Source organism: Rhodococcus sp. IEGM1428, assembly GCF_050321865.1.
Lineage (GTDB): Bacteria > Actinomycetota > Actinomycetes > Mycobacteriales > Mycobacteriaceae > Rhodococcoides.
Map to the genome: position 1 here is coordinate 1 of NZ_JBNQFW010000008.1, position 18,606 is coordinate 18,606.

Genomic DNA, 18,606 nt, shown 5'->3' on the forward strand with positions numbered 1-18,606 from the left:
CGTTGATCGCGAATTCGATCGTCTCGCCGGACTCGTCGTCGATGACCGACCCGTCGATATCGTCCACCAATTGGGTTGTCACTCGTTTGGCCACAGCCGCAAAAACCTTTCATCGACACATTCGCAATGCGCAACCGCATTCGTCTTCTCGAGGATAACCAGCGTCGATATCCGCATTCTTCATCGACACGGTAATTCGAGCCGCAATCGAGCCGAATCCGATTTCCCGGAAACGGACACACAGGCTGTGAGAACGTAACACCGCTGGGCCACAGGTGAGCTATTGAAGCAACCATAGGCGTTGCAGTGCAACAGTATTCGGTCGCGTGAACGCGTCCGCACGTCCCCTTCGGGGCCGCCCCATATGGGTCACCATTTTGGTCGTACGAGTCGTCCCAGTCTGACATGCCGGGGACCCCGTCCAATCAAACCGCGGTCGCACGCTCCCAAGACGCGGTTTGACAGTCCACCCTCGTCATGTCGATAGGGGACGTCTCATCCGAACCTTTGGAAGGTGTCCCTGTCATGAACAGCAACGAATTGCTCAACGATCACCAGATCATCACCGGCCTCATCGGCAAGGCCACTCACTGCCCCGCCGAAGATCCGCGGGCGGCCCGGTGGGCCACCGAAGCGCTCGCGCTTGCGCGCGCAGTAGAGCTGCCACTTCTCATCGAGGAGGCCGAGGGAGTGCTCGGACGGATCGAGCACGACACCACCTGCCGGTGGTGCGCCGGGCAGCCGGGAGCAGCCATCCCGGTCGGATCCTTCTGGTGCACCCACTGAGCCGGACATTCCCCCCCTCTGGGGTCCCGGTCCCACTACGGGGGCCGGGACCCCCTTTTTGTCTCCCATTCCGTTACGTCAACGTAATGATATGAAACGTAACGATATGAAATGAAATGGTAGAGTTCGGTCATGACCGCAGCCGAGCCGCCCCGTAAGCCAGGCCGACCCCGCATTCACGCCAGCGCGTCCGACCGGGTGCGGGCACACCGAGCCAGAGCAGCAGAAAAGGCCGGCAAAGGCGCGGCAGTTGCCGGTGTCGACGAAGCCGACACCGCAACCCCCGAACTCGCCGTCGCCTCCCTCGCCGCTGTCCTGCCGGCCCTGGCCGCGCAGGCCGAACAGATCACCGCATTGGTCCAGCGGGTCGAATCCGCGATCGGGACCGTGTCGGACCCCAAAGCCCTCGACCAGCGTCTCGAGCTGATGCGCGCCGAAACCGCACGCACCGTCTCCGCCGCCGAAGAGCGCGCCGCGGCCGCCGAAGCGGCCGCGCATGCTGCGACCGTCCGCGCCGACGCCCTCGACGCCGAGAACGACGAGCTCCGCTCCGATGCCGCCGACGCATGGGAGCGGACCGAGGCAGCGGAGCAGGCAGCGGAGCAGGCCCGCACGCAGGTCGAGGAACAGAAGGTCGCGCACCAGCGCAGCCTCGACGAGCTCGACGCACGCCAACGCGCCGACATGACTGCCCTACAGGACAATCACGACTCCATCGTGGCCTCGCTCAACACCAGCCACCGCGAATCGATCGACCGCTACGACGAGAAGGAACGCCGCCTCGAAGCCGACCTCGCTGAGGTGCGCGCCGAGACGAAGACCCTGCGAGCAGATCTCACCGCAGAACGCGCCGCCCACCAGGACGACAACCGCACCAACGCAGCAACACTCGCCCAGCAGCGGACAGACGCCACCAAACGCGAGGTCGAGCTACGCCGCGACTACACCGAACGCATCAACGAACAAAAAACGATCGCCGCCGACCTACGCGAAGAAATCTCGCTGCAACGCGCCGAACTCGATCGACTCCGCGGCCTCGAGGAAGACCGCCGCCACAACTGAAAGGCGGGGTCCGGGCGTCACGCGGGGGAGTGGACGCGTTCACGGCACTACCTCGCCGCCTCCGGCATCGACTCCGCATCCGCGATGAAGGGTGCGCATCCGGAACAGCAAGCAACAAACCAGGAGAGCAGGGAGTGCGGGATGCGGTTCGACTACTCGACCATGACCGAAGGCTTTCGCAGTGAACGACCGATCCCTCTATCGAGCCCTCCGGAGCTGAACAAGACCGGGAGCGCAGTCGTATGGCTGTCCAGCGTCGCGGTCTACTCGTTCGGGGTGATGTTCTCGGTTTCCGCGTTGACCAGGCAGTCGGATCTGGGACTGATTCTCGGTGCTGAAGAGCACGTGGACTCTGCGCGGTATGCGTCGATTCTGTTCGGAGTCGAGCTGGGAGACGGAACAAAGCTGGCGATCGATCGGCGCGGACCGCGAGGGGTCGTCCTGGAAGTTCGGAGCTCCAACGGGAACACCGGGGCACTGCACGGCACCATCTTTCTCGGTCCCGTTCCGCCTCCCGGGCCCCTGCACATCGTGACCGCGATTCCCCGGCTCGGCGTATCGGAAGCGGCAGTCACCATCGACGGCAATCAGATCATCGAGGCGTCCGAACAGGTCGAACGCCTGTGGACGGCACCGCCGCCGTCTCACGGGCTGGGCGGAGCGGGCCTCCGCGGTGGCAGCTGGTTCAGCCGCCTCGACTGATCGCACACAAACAGTGGAGGAGGCCCCTCACCTTCGGGCCAACCCGCCCAGCGTGCAGTCCGATATCACCGGTCGTGCGAAACGCTGACTATTGCTGCCCGACAGCGCCTTTACAGTTCCTCTCCCGATGCATCGGGTTCATTCATTCGAATGACACTTTGGTGCCAACGGCTGGACGAACCGGGCGGTATGTCCTATGTTCAGGTAAGGCAATTGCAAACAAATTATACACCCATGGGGCCGCATACGTGTGGACTCTGCCCTTTGAGTTGCCCTCTTGATTTCCGTTGTGCGACAACATGTACCTGGCCGACCGGAAGAAACAAGACCGAGCGGTTTACATCGCGGCGATGTTGTGCTTAGCTTCAGCTTGCGAGGAGTGAACAGGTCACGAAAGTGGTTACGCCGCAACACTGTTGACCTATCAACGCGTCAACGAAGGTGCTTCGGTCATGCCCGCGGGGCCGGTCGGCACCTGTCCGTCTCGCGTTCGGTTCTTCTCCGACAAATGATCAAAGGGGCCTCCTCGAATGAAAATGAAACGAATCTCAGTCGCGGCCGCATCGCTCGCATGCTGTGCTGCTGTACTCGTGCCGTCCGCTGCCAATGCGCAGGAACAGCCGAGCCCACCGCCGTCGGCAACGACCCAAGGAACCAATGGCGAAGTGGGGACACTCGACGCCAATGTCTCGAACGGTTGGGTCAGAATGTACCTGTCCGGCTACCCGAGTCGCTGGTACGCGTCCTTGAGCAACAACGTTCCAGGTGGTGCCGGACTCGGGCACTACGAGGTCACGGGCCGAACGGCTTCTACTGGAACAGCCCCGATCGGGTCAATCCTCAGACCTCGGCCACCGGTACAGGAGCGGGAACGGTGTGCGCGACGTTGTGGATCAAACAGGCCAACGGCAGCTACCAGAGTGCCGGTCGACCCTGTGCGAATGTCTACTGAGCCGTCCCTGTGACGGGGTCGGTCGATCCGGCTACCTGATCGACCTGCTCGATAATTGACCGCAGCACCTGGATTTCCTGTGCGAGAGCGACTTTGCCCTCCCGTGTCAGCGAAATCCAGGTGCGCGGTCGTCGTTCGTGGTACCCCTTCTCGGATCGAACGAGAGCCGCGTCTTGGAGAGCTTTCAGGTGCCGCGAAAGGTTTCCGGCATCCATGTCGAGAATGCGTTGAATTCGCGTGAACTCCACCGAGTCTGCTGCGGACAGCACGGACATGATTCCTAGACGGGTCTTCTGGTGAATACGTTCGTCGATTCCAGTCGACGGATGCCGAACCTCGTCTCCCGACGTCTCGCCGTCGCTCACAACTCTCGCCCCCGCGAGGGCACTCGATCGACAGCGAATGCGACACACGCGCTGACGAGAAGGACCACCGCAAAGAAGTAGACATTGATGCTGACGGACTGCTCGATCGAGATGTTCAAGCCCGACGCACGTAGAGGGTTGTCCACGTTGTAAAGATTCGCGACCAGTGCCGCTCCAAAAGTCAGGGCCGAAACCAGGCCCATAGGCCAGTCCCGAACCTTCACGGCCCACGCGGCCAGGACCAACGGAATAGCGAACAGGGGGAGTAGCCCGCGCATCGAGAGGCTGGAGCCGACAGCGGGCCAGAGCGACGTCACGAGATTCGGCCACACCACTGTGCACACGACGAAGAGGCAGTAGGCGACTATTCCTGCAAGGGCAGGCACGACGTGGCTGATCCGGACGCCCTCCCGCCGTGCTCGAGCCCACACATACGAACCGACCGTGAGGTACACCAGCGGCAGAAACAGCAGCCAATAGAACTCGACGAGCGCCGGGGAGGCCGCGTAAGTCGCGCCTCCCATCAAGGCGTGCAATCTCAGATCCGGGTCGAGCGCATACATCGGACCGGCCACCGCAACCAGAACGGCCAACACGACCAAATAGATCCACAAGTGTGGACGCCCCTGCGCCGCCTCCTGTTTCACCCGAATTGCATGCTGCAGCGATGATCGTGCGTCGTCGGCCTCTGAGGTCACTGCATCTCCTGAGGTTGTTAGTTAACAATCTATTGTCGCCAAGCATGCCGACGAACTGCTCATCTGTCAACAGTCGGTCGCGCCACCCTGGCGATGCGGGGATTCGACAATCGAACGCATGTTCGACTACCTTGGTGGTAGTTTCTGCAGGCACGGCGAAAGGTCGATCCCATGGCCATCGTTGACGCCATTCGCGACCTCACCGGACTCGACAGAGCTACTCAACTCGACGTCCTACGCCGCCGCATGGCTACAGTCCCCGGCGGCCGCCGCGACCACGCACCCACCGACCTCCCCAGCATCACCGCACCCGAACCAGTGGCACCCATCGCAAGCGGTACGGACCTCGCAGTCGGGGCCGACGACTCGGAACCGCTCAGCGCCGCCGTGCGCGGCAAAACCCTCCGCACCATGCCCGTACCCCCACCACTCGCCGCACTGCTCCCGCGCCGAGCTCTGGCCCGCGGAACCGCCATCACTGTCACCGGCGCCGGATCGATACTCATCGCCCTCGTCGCCGAAGCGTCCGCCGCCGGCCACCACGTCGCTCTCATCGGCCAACCGAGGCTGAGCCTGCTCGCCGTCCACGAACACGGCGGCGATCTCGCGAAGGTGCATCTTGTGGATCCTGGAAAAACTGATCCTCTCGACGCCGCCAGCATTTGTCTCGACGGGGTCGATTTGGTCGTGACAACCGTCCACGGCCGAGACGTACCACCCACGCGCGCAAGAGCTTTACTCGCCAGGAATCGTCGGCAGGCGAGCGTGCTGATCCTGACCGACGGACACATGCCCGGTATCGATCTCACGATCACATCGACAGTCCACAGCTACGGCGGAATCGAGCAGGGGAGAGGCCGCATCAAGTCCATCACCCTCGAGACCACCGTCCATGGCCGCGGAACCCAACAACGCACCGGCCGCTACACCCTCACCGCTCCCACCTTCGGTGAACAAGGCCTGCGCTGGACACCCGCACCCGCCGACGAACTCGCAGCTCACCGGCCCGTCGCGGTCGCGCAATGACCACCAACAACGAGGCCGGCATCTTCGACGCCTGGCCCACCACCTTCGAGCCACCCACCCGCCGCATCGTCGATCCACCGAGGTCAGTGAAAGTGAGTGTGGCGCTCGCGATCGGGCGATCCGGAGGCGGACGATTCCGCGACACCACGGCCTTGAAAGTGAGGGCTGAGGGCTTGGCCATGGACACCATCGTCGAAGGAAACCTGTTCGCATGGGCCCGGACCAGTGTGGGCGATTGGCTTGCGCAAGTGTCGTTTTCGATCCCCACGGGCAACAAGAAGGGCCGACTCGACCTTGATCGGCAATGGGTCCCCGCCGACGCCATCACACCCATCACATGACCGACACCACCACCACAGTAGCCATCCGGATCGGCTTCGATCACCGACAATCAACCCGAGGGCCGCATCCTCGTCGAAAACGAAACACCAGGCCCCGGCGTCTACCCCTACCTCGTCAAACCCGACACCCTCGTACCCGCCACCACCTGACCGCTCTAACCACGACGCCGACGGAGCCACCAAGCGCGCCGAGAATGAATCCCTGCCGCCCGCTTCTCTGAATCCACCCGTAGCGGAAACCGACACCGCGCACAAAAATTGTCCAACGGCAACGGAATTGGATTACTGCATCGTGGGCAATCATCCAAACTCGACTGACTCGTCGACGACTCGAACACAGGGTCGCTGTCCATGAACCGAGAGACTGCCACACACCACCGACACCCACCGCCAACAGCAGAGCTACCGCGACACCCAGCGTCCTCACCCTCCGTCGCTCCCGCACAATCACGTGCACAGCCGTACCCCACACCACGCCGCCGTAGAGCACAGCTCCGGCGGCGCTCTGCGTCCCACCACCAGAGGCCGGCCACGCGCACAGGCAGGCCCCGGCGGGCCACACGCACCCCAACGGGCTGCACCGAACCGAACTCCGCTGCGCTCCGCACTCAACAGAGCGAAAAGAATCAATTTCTTTCGACGTAGGTGGCTTCTGGCGAGCATCCATCACCCGTGACCGCCGGCTCAACCCCTCGCTCCGCTGCGCTACGGCCCCGAGGCTCCGAACACTTTTCGTCCCGTACTCGCTGCGCTCCCACGAAAACTGTCCGTCCGAAGGGTTGCCCCGTCGTTCCCGTGCACTGGTTTCTCTTCCCAGCCACCACAGGCAAAAGAAATTCCAGGGAAGCGGTCAGGAAGGAGGGGTGCTATGCGAGACAACCTCGATAAAGAATGTCGATAACTATTAACAACGGTCCTGAAATGAGAATTCAAGGATGTTGAGTAGAACTCGAAATAGCAAGGGCAGCAACGGAAACAGAAGCAATAGCGCCGCTGTAAAGCGTGGCGCAAAACCCCCTATTGCCGTAGAATGGAAGCCAACAGCAGCAATTCCTACAAGGAGGCAGATATGTCGATCACCGTGTACACGAAACCGAATTGCAGCTAATGCGACGCAACGAAACAACGACTCGACAAGCACGGCCTCGACTACCGGACAGTCGACATCACCAAAGACGACACCGCACGACACTTCGTCACCTGCGAACTCGGCTACCTCCAGGCACCCGTGGTCGTCGTCGACGAGGACACCCACTGGTCAGGGTTCCGGATCGACGCCCTCGACAAGCTCGCCGCCGCCTGAAACCCACAAACCCACAAACACAGAAGAGGCCCCGCCATGCGACTCGTACCCGCCTACACCCCCGATCCCGACTACATCGACCGCCAGATCGACGCCGAACTCACCGCAGAACACCCCACAACACGCCATGCCGACCAGGCCGAGAGGGAGCACAGCGACATCGACAAAGCCGCATCCTGACCACCGACGCGATGCAGCACAGCCGGTAGCAACGTCCCACCGGTACGACGTCCGACCCGACACGAACACGAGGCCCAGATGAACGCACTACGCGCAGTCCCCACACCCGGATACGACCCGGCAGCGCAGGCACGCGCGGACCTCGCACCCGTCGAGGACCTCGATACATCGGTCGAACCCGGATACGACCCGGCCACCGACCCCGAAGCGATGCTCCTGTGTGCACTGATGGACGTGCGCAACCAGAGCGCCGACGGTGCGGACGTCGAGCGGATCACCAGCACGCTCACCGCGGCGGACTTCGAGGATCCTGCGCACGCGCGCATGTACGGCCACATCGTCGACCTCATCGCCGCTGGCCAACCCCACGACTTCGCTTCCGTCACCGGTGCACTCATCCGATCCGGAGCAGACGGGGCCAAAGACGCCCCGCTACGCAAACGCCTCATGGGCATCGTCACGGCCGGCGCGCATTCCGTCGCGGCCGTGCACTACGCCGACAACGTCCTGTCGCAGGCCTACCGACGCAGCTTCCACATCGCCGGCCAGCGACTGGCACAGGCCGCAGAAGAAGCACCCGAAGCCGACCTGTTCGACTACATGGTCGAACTCGGCACCCGGCAGCGGGCAGCCTTCAACCGGCTGAACAGCTTTCGGCAACCAGCAACGGCATGACCGCCGTTCGGGCAGTGCCTCGCCGCGATCGTGGCCCTCGAATCGTTCGGCGGTAGCTGACGGCGGCGCTACGGTTTACTCCCGGCGGCGACTATCGAAGGTGAGCACTGTGAACATCACGTATCGACCAGCTGCGCGACGAGCATCGACGCGGCGTGCCCGGGTGATGCTGCTCGGCATGATCGGCACCGCCGCAATCGCACTCACCGGATGCTCGACAACCGAAGCCGGTACCCCGAGCCCTCAGACGTCGGATGACGGGCTTGTCGTCGCTAGCAATAACGGCTGCGCCACTCTCGGCCGAGCAGTGCTCGAGTATCTTTCGACCGGCGACAATCGCGGTGATCCGAACCTGGATCTGAAGTACGGAGACTCGGTCGGCGTTCCGCGACCTCAGGCCCGAGCGATCGCAGATCAGGCCATCGTCGACTGCGACACCCAGATCGATGTCAGCGGCGGCGACACCGGCAGTGCCACAACGCGCACACTCGATCAGAACTCTGCCGAGGACGGCGTGCGGAAAGTGGTGACCGACAACTACGGGGCATCCGACGTCTCGAATGTGCAGTGCCCGACACAGATCCCCGTCGTCGACGGCACGAGCGTGACATGCTCTCTGACCGTCGACGGAGCCGACAAAACGGTGACGCTCACGTTCACCGGATCCGACGGCGACTACGAAGTGAGCTTGCCGAAATGACGCAGGCAATGCCCTCGACAACTGCTACGGGGAAAACCCACTTCGGGCAGAGCTGAACAACGCACCGAGCGTGATCGCGAACGCGAACACTGCCACGAACACCACGATCCGAAACACCCCACCGGCGAGCATTCCCGTCGCGCGCAACGGCGCGAACTTCCACGTGCCGTCCGCTCGCTGTCCCGACCGCAACACCACGTACGCCAGGATCGCAGCGGCCACGAGATACACAGCCATCTCCAGCCCACCCCTTTCGTTCCTCGTGTCTTTCACTCGCGCAGACGATTCGACGTGACCGGCCTCCGATGGCTGTCAGTACACACCCACCCACCGACACAGTCGGTGCCACAACCGACCGGCGATCACCGCCCGACGCACGTTCGGGACTCAGAACAGCGTCGGGGAAGCCTCATCGAGCAACGCAGCACGCACCGCGTCCTCGTCCCACCCACCGCGCACCGCATCGCGTAGCCGCCGCGACCGCGCCGCTCTCGCGGCCCGATCGGGTCCGTACCAAAGCCCGCGCTGACGCCGGCCACCGCCGCGGCCCTTGGCTCCCATATCGAGCAGGTTCTGCGACTGCGTCCCGTCGACGACATGACGCACCCCGAACCCGCCCGCTGCCGCGTCCGGATCGAGGGTGACCCGTACACAGATCGGGTTGTCGCACAGGTGCAATGCCGTCACCTCGTCGGTGAGCGGCACACCGAGCGCACGGGCCAACGCGTACCGGTGCGGGCGCACCACCCGTTGCCGGCCATTGCGTGTCAACCAGAACCGGCCGTACCCGTCGTCGGCTACCGCGCCGACCCAGATCGCACACGAATCATCGCGCGGGCCGCGCACGATGTAGCGCTCGAACCGCGCGAGTTCTGTTGCCCCGCCGATACCTAACGGTTCCGGCACCGGCCCGGCCCGCCGACCATCACCTAACGTCTCCCGGACCGAACGCCGGCGACTGCGCTTCTGCTGATGCCGGCGCGGTCTCGGCGTCGTGGATCGTCCGGAGCGTCTGCACGGCGGTGAGCTTGAGGACTGGGTCTGACGTCGCGAACACCCCGAACTTCTCCAACCGCGAGATGTCGACGGGGGAGTGCACGGCCGCGAACACTTCCGCGTCGATCGCCGACTCGAAGTCGCCGCCGGCCGCGAGAGCGTTGATCATCCGCAACAGGTCCGCGAACTGCGGCGCGGTCCGCGTGGTGATGAGAGGGCCGTAGGTGTCGAACGCCTCGTTCGCTTCCGCGGTTTGCAGCAGCGCGAGGATGTCGAGCTCGAGGACGTCGGTCTTGCTCAACGCCGGCTCGCTGCGTTCGCCGGTCATCGCGCACCCGCCTGACTCATCAATAGTTCGCCGACGGCGTCGGAGATCTCCGTCGGCGTCCCGGTCGCGTCGAGCAGGCGCAGTCCGGGGTCGACCGGACCGCCGCGCACGATCGTCGCGGCGAGGTGCTCGTACTCGCGGGTGATCGCCAGTACCCAGGATTGGGTGACGACGAACTGGGTTGCGTCGAGCAAGGTGAAGAACTCCCCGTATGCAACCGGTGCTCCCGGCTCGCCGGCACTGTCGGCGTAGGTGATCGATGCCGCGAACGTCGACGGATCGGGCCCCACCGAGTTCGACACGACGACGCCGAGCGCGCCCAGGGCGCTCACTGCGCACCCTGCCCGGCGGAGGCGAACTCCTGCGCCGCAGGCGGCGTCGCGGAGTTCGGTGCGGACTCGGAGGGAGGGGGAGTAGCGGCGTCGGCCGACTCACCCGAACCAGGCTTGGCCGACTCGGTGGCGGCGCTGGCAACACCGATGCGCACCGGCCGCTTCTTGCGTCCCGATCCCGTCGAAGCCGGCTTCGGGGACGCGATGACAGAGGTCGGCACCGTCAACCCCATGTCCCGCAACTGCTGCGCGGTCCATCCACCGTCGAGTGCGGCCCGCAACGCGGTAGTGACCGCGTCCTTGGCTTTCTCGACGGTCTTGGCCGACGACCGTTTCGCGGCGTGAGCTTCCTTGATTGCCGCGTCGGCGGCCGCACGCGCCTTCGCGTCGTCGGCTTCGGCCTCGACGACTTTCTGCTGTGCGTCGGTGATCGCTTCGACCTTCGCGATGCGCTCGTTGATCGCCGCTTCGGCGGCCGCGCGGATCGCGCCGGGGTCCAATTGGGTGACAGTCATGGTGTGTGTGGGCCTTTCTCGTCGAACCGACCGCCCGCAGACACGGGGAGAGTCGGTGAGGGTGCACGTGATCGACGTTCGGCGGAGGGCCCACACGGCACCGCTCGAACGCACTGCGAACTCTACCGTCCGGCGTCGCAAGACGACAGCGGACGGACGAGATGAACCACGTGCACGACCGGTGCACGGCCGGGAGGCGTGCTCATCGTCGGGCGAGGGGATCGGGTGCGGTGCCCCCAACTGTGCACCGGCCTTCATCCTCATATGGATGCCCGAGATTCCTCTCACCGCTCCGCTCGATCTCAGGCACCCACAATCGGGGCCGGACACACAACCGGGGACATCGCACCGGCACGCGGGGTAGGTCATTGCGGGTGTCGCGCCCGGCGCATCCGATGCGACGGGTGCGTGGGACTGATCCACGACGCCGACCGGCCTGCATGTTCGGCAAACACATCGAGAAACGCATGAACCCCCGGCGGCCCGTACAACGACGCGGCAACGGCATCGGCGCGGTTTTCGTCCGGCCACCGTACGGCCGCCATCCAAGACGCTGCCACCAGAATGAGGACGGTAGGAACCCACGCAACCCAGGTCGGCATCATCGGTCCGAACCGCCCGGGATTGGCCCAGGACTCGGCCAGGGCGGGCACTACCGCAGCCGCCACCGCACCGCACAGCACCACGTAACCGGCAAGGAGAACTCTGCGCCGCCGGCGCAGTCGATCGCGATCGAGGCGGTGGCCCAATTCGTGAGCGGCAAGGGCTTTCGATGCCAGCGACTGCGGGTCTGGCTCGGCCGCCACCCAACCACCGAAGACCGTCACGGTGTCGTGCTGGTGGTGGTAGCGCATCGCGCCCTTCAGCTCCGACGTGCAATCGAATTCAACGGCGGGCGGAGTGGTCATGCCCAACGCTGTCGACACCTCGGCCACCATGTCGACCCATGCTTGTCGCTGCTGCGGAGAAAGGGTGATCTCCGCCGGCTTCGTCTCGGTCACTTCTGGCCGCCTTCGCCCGGCAGCAGATCGCCCCCGAGCTCGTCGGTCAGCCGCTCCGCCTCCTCGAAGGACACTCCGACGATCGCCGCTGCGGTCTTCAACATCCCTGTCGTGTCCACCAGCTCGCGCAGCACGGCCGCCATTGCCTGTTCGGCCGCGTCACGTTGTGCCCGCGCTGCAGCGAAGCGCCGCGCGGCCCTCTCGCGCTCCCGCACCGCTGTACCCGCCTCGCGGGTGGCCTTCTGCCATCCCCGCTCACGGGCGGCTACCCGATCTCCTGTCGACCCCATGACCCCGTTGCCTCTCCATCTCCTGACCCCCGCGACCCCAGCTCCGACCGCCCCAAGTCTGTGACCTGGCCGAAGGCATCTGAGGGCTTGGCCTTACTGCACAGGCTTCGCCTGCCAAAAGCCTAGATGATTTACACACCTCTTGCTGAAATCCAGACTTTGGGGGGGTTCCGGCCTTCCGCCTGCCCGCCTGCGGCGTCTAGGGTGGCGGTGTGATGACGCTCCACGTACTGCACGCGGGCGATGGCTACGAGTATCTGACCAAGCAGGTGGCCACCGCTGACCGCGAACGGGAGCACGGCCAAGATCTGACCGATTACTACACTGCGCACGGCACACCGCCGGGTGTCTGGTTCGGGGCAGGCCTGGACAATCTGGAACAGATGCAGGCCGGGATCGACCCGACTGTGGCCGCGTCGATCACCGGCGGTGGGCAGGTGTCCGAGCCGCAGATGAAAGCGCTGTTCGGTAGTGGGCTGCATCCGAACGCCTCAGCACTGATCGAAGATTCAATTACCAAGGGCGCGAACGAGAAGGCCGCGCTCAAAGCAGCCCGCCTCGGCCGCAAGTTCCCCGAATTCTCCAACGACATCGAGCTGCTCCGTGAGCACAAGGCCGCCGTGGGGGAGTTCCGCAGCGAGCACGGGCACGCGCCATCGAAAGCGCAGTCGCAGCAGATCATGGACGAGGTCGGAACCTGGTTGTTCACCGACGGCCACGGCCGACCGCCGGAAGATCACCGTGAGCTCCGGTCGTGGATCAGCGCGCAGAAGTCCCGCGTCCGCCAGCCCGTCGCCGGCTACGACTTGGTCTTCACCCCACCGAAGAGCGTGTCGGTGATGTGGGCGCTCGCCGACGACGGGACCCGCCGAGAAATCGAGCGCATCCACAAAGAGACCGTCACCGACGCCCTCGGCTGGATCGAGAAGGAAGCGTGCTTCACCCGCACAGGCAACACCAGCCAGGAAGTCCAGGACACCACCGGTCTGGTCGCGACCCTCTACGACCACTACGACTCCCGCGCAGGGGATCCAAACCTGCACACCCACGCCGTCGTCTCGATCAAGGTCTGCACCGAATCGGACGGAAAGTGGCGCGCCCTCGACGGGTCGATCCTGCACCGGTACGCGGTGCCGGCCTCGCAGCGCTACAACGCCACCATCATGTCCAAGCTGCACACCGAACTCGGTTTCACCCTCGCCGCCCGCTCCACCGGCCACGGCCGGCAGGACGTCGTCGAAATCGAGCAGGTCCCGCGCGAGCTGTGCGAGATGTTCTCCTCACGCCGCAGCCAGATCGAAACGCGCAGAGACCAGCTCGTCGCCGAGTACCGCGCCGAACACGGCCGGATGCCGTCCCCCAAAGCGATGTACTCGCTCTACCAACAGGCCAACCTCGACACCCGCGCCGGCAAGCAGGAACCGCAAACGTTGCGCGAGATGCAGAACGCCTGGCTCACCCGGTCCGCGCAGATCCTCGGCACCCCACGCGAGGTCGACGCTCTCGCTGCGGGGTGGCAACAGGTCCAACGAGACCACGCCTCCGGCGTGCGCGAGGTCGGCGAGCACATGCGCACCCTCGACTCCCTCGACGACGAGGTCGAGCGTGTGCTCGAACGCCTCGAGGACAAGCGATCGAACTGGGCGATCACCCACGTCCACTCCGCCGTCGATGCGAACTTCGCCGCCGTCGCCTTCACCGACGACACCGCCCGCCGCGCCGCCACCGCCGCCGTGATCGACCGTGTCCTCGCAACATCGGTACACATGCCGCTCCCCGAGCTGCCCGAAGCTCCGACAGCACTGCGCCGCCGCGACGGCGAGTTCATCCTCACCCGCCCCGGCACCGCCTTGCACACCTCGCACAGCGTCCTCGCAGCAGAACACTCCCTGCTCGACGCCGCACAGACCCCGGTCGCGTACATCGCCCCGCAAGCCGCACTCGACAAGGTCATCACCGCCGCCGCGACAGGCAAGGACGGACGCACCCTCAACGCCGGGCAACGTGAACTCGCCGAACATTTCGTCGGGAGCGGCACCCTCGTTGCGGTCGGTATCGGACCGGCCGGCACCGGCAAGACCACCGCCATGAAGGCCGTCGCCGACACCTGGAAGAAGGCCGGATATCAGGTCATCGCCCTCGCCCCGTCGGCCGTCGCAGCGGAGACCCTCGGTGAGGAAATCGGCGTCACCGCACACACACTCGCCACCCTGACCTACCCGTGGCGAGGCAAGAACGGCAACGAACCCCTGACCCTGTCCGACCGGATCGACATTCGGCCCGGCGCGATGCTGCTCGTCGACGAAGCCTCCCTCGCCTCGACCAAAGACCTCGCCACCATCACCGAGATCGCCGCCACCAAAGGCGCAGTCGTGCGCCTGCTCGGAGATCCGAACCAGCTCGACGCCGTCGAAACCGGCGGTGCGTTGCGCCTGCTCGCCGAAGAGACTCGTGCGCCCGAACTGACCACCGTTGTGCGGTTCGGTAGCGACACCGAACAAGCCGAGAACTCGCTCGATCTGCGGCACGGTGACCCGGCCAGCCTCGAGATGTTCTACGACCGCGGTTGGGTCCACGACGGCACCGCCACGGAGATGAAGGACGCCGCCGCCGGCGCGTACCTCGCCGACATCGCAGCCGGGAAGTCCTCGCTCGTCATGCTCTCCACCGGCGAGGACGTCCGCACCGTCAACCTCGCCATCCAAGAGCACTTCCGTAGCCAAGGAACGGTGAAGTCCCGTCGCACCGCCGAGCTGTCCGACGAACTCACCGCAGGGGTCGGTGACACCATCCTGACCCGCCGCAACACCCGCGCCCTGCGCACCAAAGGCGGTCGGCGTCGGAACATGTTCGTCCGCAACGGCGACCTGTGGACCGTCACCGCCGTGGGCAACGACGGCTCGCTGACCGTCCGCAGCAAGACTCACGACGGCACGATCACCCTGCCGGCCGACTACGTGCGCAGCAAGACCGAACTCGGCTACGCCGCCACCGTGCACCGCAGCCAAGGCATCACCGTCGACACCTCGCACACCGCCGTGAGCGCGACGACCAACAGAGCCGGGCTCTACGTCGCACTGACCCGCGGGCGCACCAACAACGAGCTGTACGTGCCCGTCGAACCGGGCGTCACCCTCGACACCGAAGGAATGCACCTCTCGGAGATCGACACCCCGAACTCCCGCGAGGTCCTCACCCGCATCCTCGCCAACGACAACGGCCACAAGGCCGCCATCACCGCGATACGCGAGGCCGCCGAACACGCGAACAGCCCCGACCGGCTCCGCGAGGCATACCTCGCCGCCCACACCCGCCTGCGTGATCACTGGCTCGACACCGTCCTCGACCGGGCACTGCCGGCAGCGCTACTGGCGACCGCGCAAGCCGAACACCCCGGAAGCCTCGCAGCACTGCGCGCGACCCTCGCCGAGATCCACGACCGCGGAGACAGTGCCCGCCACGTCCTCGTCGACGCACTCGCCGCCGGCGAGCTCCACTCCGCACGCGACGTCGCGAGAGTGCTCAACTCACGCATCGTCGAGGCCCACAGCTCTGCCGCCACCACCGACATCGACACGGTGGCCGGCGCTACTGGGCGGCCGGAACACGAGCTGCCCCCGCTCCCGCCGCGCACACCCGGCACCGACAAAGAGCTCGACGACTACGCCCGACTCGTCGCCGACCGCTACACCACCGTTCGGCCGGCACCCGCCGAGACCGATGGCATCGGCCGACGGATCCGCGACTACGACGCTGCCCGCGCCGAACTCGACACCGCACGAGTCCAGCGCCCCATCAAGGCCGCATTCGACCCCGCGACCGCCGAACGCCTCATCGCCGAACCCGGCGTGCACCGCCTCGGCCGACACCTGCGCACCGCAGCGCTCGCAGGAATCGAACCCCACGAGGCACTGGCCTGGCACGCCCAGCAACTGACTACACGCGGCGACGACGTCACCGCCCGCGCCCTCATCAAAGACCTCGTACCCGCCGTCACCGACGCGGCCGAACGCGCGAACACCAGGTGGCTCGCCGAGCACGGAGACACGATGCGTGAGCACTTCCCGATCGCGATGGCCACCGCAGCACGCAGCGACGATCCCCGGTGGAACACCGCGATCGCCCGAATGCGGGAACTGACCGCACACGGCGGCTACGACCTCGACGAGCTGTGCCGCGACATCCACACCGCCACACACCCCGGCGTCCTCGCCGGAGGCATCGTCGACGCACTCGACGACATCGCGCCCACACACCGGACACCGGTCGACCAGGACGCACCGCACTGGGTGCCCTCACCGGACCTCGACGCCCACCTCGTCGATCCCGTCCTGGGCGAGCAACTCGACAACCGATACGACGACATCGCCGCCGAGCACGCCGCCGCCGTCGACCGGATCGCCGCCGTCCCCGACCCGGCCTCGACCCCGGACCTCGAATTCACCCGCCACCTCGAGCAGCGGCCCGACGACGACGCCCTCGCGACCGAATGGAATCGCACCGCCGCCGAGATCGCCGCCTACCGAGACCGCTACCAGGTCACCGACACCACCTCGATCGCCGGCGACCGACCCGAGAACCGGGCCGAGCACGCGCCGTACAACACCGTCCACACGAACATCGACACCATGCACGACCACATCGAGCAGCAACGACGCGACGAACAGCAGCGACTACAGCGCGAGGCCGAGAACATCGAGCACCACCACACCATCGCGCAGCAGAACACCGAACACGGACACCAGCGGCGCGGCCCGCGGCTGTAGCTCCGACGGTGGGCCGAACCTCACACCGAAGCTGAGCTGCTACACCGCGAGATCCGGGGAGTATTCGGCATCGAGTTGGCATGGCCCTTCGAGCAATTCACTGTTGGTGGACGTTGGTCTTAGAGGTCCGGCCGGCCGGTGGCTACGTGGTTGTCGGACGGTTTCCGGTCCATTCCTCGTGTCGGTAGAACTGGCTTGCAATTTCGACGTTCACCGCCGGAGCATTGTCACCGGCATGTGTGCGGGTCTGGTCGATCATCGCCTGCACTGTGTTCACGAGTCCCTCGAAGCGCCCGATCTTGAGTTTCGGATCCGTCGGTGAGTATCGCGCTATCGACCGTTTCGATGCGAGATCATCGAGGACCTGAGAATGAGAGGCGGGGCTGTTCTGCGCAGCCGCCCACTGTCGTAACCATTGACGCCGCGCGCCGTGATCCTGGGTGGGCTGCGACTGGAGCAACATCAACGCCTGCACGGTCAGCTCGGCCGCGGCGAAGAGCATTTCCATTGCAGGAGAGAGGTTTTCCTCGCCAACAGATTTGGCTGCGGCCAAATATTTCTCGGCCTTGAGAGTTAACTTTTCAACCTGGTCTAGATTCTTACGAAAGTCGAACCCGAGGACCCCTGCAGCACCGGACCGCCAGTACGCCACCCAGCCGCTACTGGGCTGCACTACCCCTTCTTGCGGCTCGACGCGGTCCAGATACTGGTGGCCGTCGTCCTCGCGAGAGATCGTAACTAGGAGTTTGCCGTCGACCTCCTCGTCTATGTAGATCGCTGGAGTTTCACCATTCGCTGGTAGCTCGACCAGAAATCGGCCGACGGTATGAGGGTCGTCTGGAAGGCCTCTACTGCGGAATACTGGAGCAACGAACATCTCGATCATGTTGTGGATGACCGCGGTGTCGAACTGGGCGTCGTCTTCCATTTCGGCAGGTTACACGTGCGTCGTCGAGCCAGCCTGCAGGTGACCCACACACCTGGGCAGTACGGATGTGCAGAACCGCTACGTACGACGATCGTGGTTGTGCGACCAGACCTAGGATGAGTGCGCACCGCGTCTTCCTTATGGTCACCTTTCGGTTGCAGCCCAATCTGCCACGAACAGTAGGGATCCGGGCGCAGGCGACTCAATTCTGTAGCCGGTCGCTTCGCCGTACCAGTGCTCGAGGCAGTGTGCGATGCGGTCCGCGTGGTCGGCGAGTTCTCCCGTTGTGCTCCTTGTCCCTGCATGGGGGACGTCTCGTAGGACTTCGAGGAATTCGTGGCGGCAGGTGCCTCCGTATCGGTTCCACACGGGGCTGTAGCCGAGTCGTGAGGTGGCAGCGGCGTGGCCGAGACGGTCGCACAACCCGTTCATGCGGCGCGTCGTAAAGCCAGCGACGTCCGCCGATGGGTCCTTGACCACAGACATGAAGTCGTCCAGATTGCGTTCGAGCTCGCCCACGAAGTCGATGTCCTGCGGCCAGTCGACCGCATAGAGTGCGCGCTCGACTCGCAGTTCGTCGAGTAGCTTCCACGCATTGGACAGCCAGAAAGCAGCGTCGGTAGCCAAGGGGCGTGTTGGCCGCACGGAGCTTTCTCCTCT

General features: G+C 65.0%; 20 protein-coding genes and 1 pseudogene. 10 read left to right on the plus strand and 11 right to left on the minus strand.

The genetic code is table 11. From position 1 onward, the window contains the following. Positions 1-525: 525 nt before the first annotated feature. The 3 genes from ACQR3T_RS25700 to ACQR3T_RS25710 all read left to right on the plus strand — a co-directional run bounded on the left by ACQR3T_RS25700 (position 526) and on the right by ACQR3T_RS25710 (position 2,550). A complete protein-coding gene (locus ACQR3T_RS25700; protein ID WP_428695389.1) occupies positions 526-786 on the plus strand; it encodes a hypothetical protein in 261 nt (86 codons plus the stop codon). Between the two features lie 132 nt (positions 787-918). Continuing rightward, on the plus strand, positions 919-1,848 hold the full coding sequence (locus tag ACQR3T_RS25705) for a hypothetical protein (protein WP_428695390.1): 930 nt from the start codon (positions 919-921) through the stop codon (positions 1,846-1,848). Positions 1,849-1,989: 141 nt separating this feature from the next. Further along, positions 1,990-2,550 (plus strand): hypothetical protein, encoded by a 561-nt coding sequence (locus tag ACQR3T_RS25710; protein WP_428695391.1) that lies wholly within the window; start codon positions 1,990-1,992, stop codon positions 2,548-2,550. 945 nt (positions 2,551-3,495) lie between these two features. Here ACQR3T_RS25710 and ACQR3T_RS25715 read toward each other — a convergent pair. Next, on the minus strand, positions 3,496-3,867 hold the full coding sequence (locus ACQR3T_RS25715; protein ID WP_428695392.1) for a transcriptional regulator: 372 nt from the start codon (positions 3,865-3,867) through the stop codon (positions 3,496-3,498). Beyond that, positions 3,864-4,565: a hypothetical protein gene (locus ACQR3T_RS25720; RefSeq protein WP_428695393.1), complete on the minus strand. Its 702-nt coding sequence runs from the start codon at positions 4,563-4,565 to the stop codon at positions 3,864-3,866. Before ACQR3T_RS25720 ends, ACQR3T_RS25715 begins: the two co-directional genes overlap by 4 nt. 171 nt (positions 4,566-4,736) lie before the next feature. On the opposite strand from ACQR3T_RS25720, the gene ACQR3T_RS25725 reads away from it, so the two are divergent. The 6 genes and pseudogenes from ACQR3T_RS25725 to ACQR3T_RS25750 all read left to right on the plus strand — a co-directional run bounded on the left by ACQR3T_RS25725 (position 4,737) and on the right by ACQR3T_RS25750 (position 8,790). Continuing rightward, entirely contained in the window at positions 4,737-5,591 is an 855-nt protein-coding gene (locus ACQR3T_RS25725; protein ID WP_428695394.1) for a hypothetical protein, read from the plus strand. Further along, positions 5,588-5,932: a hypothetical protein gene (locus ACQR3T_RS25730; RefSeq protein ID WP_428695395.1), complete on the plus strand. Its 345-nt coding sequence runs from the start codon at positions 5,588-5,590 to the stop codon at positions 5,930-5,932. The genes ACQR3T_RS25725 and ACQR3T_RS25730 overlap by 4 nt, the downstream gene beginning before the upstream one ends. A gap of 1,069 nt (positions 5,933-7,001) precedes the next feature. Further along, positions 7,002-7,235: pseudogene (locus tag ACQR3T_RS25735) on the plus strand (glutaredoxin domain-containing protein). Positions 7,236-7,271: 36 nt separating this feature from the next. Further along, the gene (locus ACQR3T_RS25740; RefSeq protein WP_428695396.1) at positions 7,272-7,415 is read left to right on the plus strand and encodes a hypothetical protein; all 144 of its coding nucleotides are present in this window, start codon (positions 7,272-7,274) and stop codon (positions 7,413-7,415) included. A gap of 78 nt (positions 7,416-7,493) precedes the next feature. Further along, the gene (locus ACQR3T_RS25745; RefSeq protein ID WP_428695397.1) at positions 7,494-8,090 is read left to right on the plus strand and encodes a DnaB-like helicase N-terminal domain-containing protein; all 597 of its coding nucleotides are present in this window, start codon (positions 7,494-7,496) and stop codon (positions 8,088-8,090) included. A 109-nt stretch (positions 8,091-8,199) separates the two neighbouring features. Continuing rightward, complete coding sequence (locus ACQR3T_RS25750) at positions 8,200-8,790, plus strand: DUF4333 domain-containing protein (protein ID WP_428695398.1); 591 nt, start codon at positions 8,200-8,202, stop codon at positions 8,788-8,790. A 24-nt stretch (positions 8,791-8,814) separates the two neighbouring features. On the opposite strand, the gene ACQR3T_RS25755 is transcribed toward ACQR3T_RS25750, so the two are convergent. The 7 genes from ACQR3T_RS25755 to ACQR3T_RS25785 all read right to left on the minus strand — a co-directional run bounded on the left by ACQR3T_RS25755 (position 8,815) and on the right by ACQR3T_RS25785 (position 12,252). Next, complete coding sequence (locus tag ACQR3T_RS25755; RefSeq protein WP_135047241.1) at positions 8,815-9,027, minus strand: hypothetical protein; 213 nt, start codon at positions 9,025-9,027, stop codon at positions 8,815-8,817. 150 nt (positions 9,028-9,177) lie between these two features. Continuing rightward, entirely contained in the window at positions 9,178-9,696 is a 519-nt protein-coding gene (locus ACQR3T_RS25760; protein WP_428695399.1) for a hypothetical protein, read from the minus strand. Positions 9,697-9,715: 19 nt separating this feature from the next. After that, positions 9,716-10,114: a hypothetical protein gene (locus ACQR3T_RS25765; protein WP_428695400.1), complete on the minus strand. Its 399-nt coding sequence runs from the start codon at positions 10,112-10,114 to the stop codon at positions 9,716-9,718. Next, on the minus strand, positions 10,111-10,446 hold the full coding sequence (locus ACQR3T_RS25770) for a hypothetical protein (protein ID WP_428695401.1): 336 nt from the start codon (positions 10,444-10,446) through the stop codon (positions 10,111-10,113). The genes ACQR3T_RS25765 and ACQR3T_RS25770 overlap by 4 nt, the downstream gene beginning before the upstream one ends. Next, complete coding sequence (locus tag ACQR3T_RS25775) at positions 10,443-10,961, minus strand: hypothetical protein (protein ID WP_428695402.1); 519 nt, start codon at positions 10,959-10,961, stop codon at positions 10,443-10,445. The genes ACQR3T_RS25770 and ACQR3T_RS25775 overlap by 4 nt, the downstream gene beginning before the upstream one ends. Positions 10,962-11,326: 365 nt before the next feature. Then, complete coding sequence (locus ACQR3T_RS25780; protein ID WP_269601566.1) at positions 11,327-11,962, minus strand: M48 family metalloprotease; 636 nt, start codon at positions 11,960-11,962, stop codon at positions 11,327-11,329. Continuing rightward, a complete protein-coding gene (locus ACQR3T_RS25785; RefSeq protein WP_428695403.1) occupies positions 11,959-12,252 on the minus strand; it encodes a hypothetical protein in 294 nt (97 codons plus the stop codon). The genes ACQR3T_RS25780 and ACQR3T_RS25785 overlap by 4 nt, the downstream gene beginning before the upstream one ends. A 215-nt stretch (positions 12,253-12,467) precedes the next feature. On the opposite strand from ACQR3T_RS25785, the gene mobF reads away from it, so the two are divergent. Further along, a complete protein-coding gene (mobF, locus tag ACQR3T_RS25790; RefSeq protein WP_428695404.1) occupies positions 12,468-17,018 on the plus strand; it encodes a MobF family relaxase in 4,551 nt (1,516 codons plus the stop codon). 142 nt (positions 17,019-17,160) lie between these two features. On the opposite strand, the gene ACQR3T_RS25795 is transcribed toward mobF, so the two are convergent. After that, on the minus strand, positions 17,161-17,904 hold the full coding sequence (locus ACQR3T_RS25795; protein WP_428695405.1) for a hypothetical protein: 744 nt from the start codon (positions 17,902-17,904) through the stop codon (positions 17,161-17,163). 186 nt (positions 17,905-18,090) lie between these two features. Further along, positions 18,091-18,591 (minus strand): hypothetical protein, encoded by a 501-nt coding sequence (locus ACQR3T_RS25800; protein WP_428695406.1) that lies wholly within the window; start codon positions 18,589-18,591, stop codon positions 18,091-18,093. Positions 18,592-18,606: the final 15 nt, after the last annotated feature.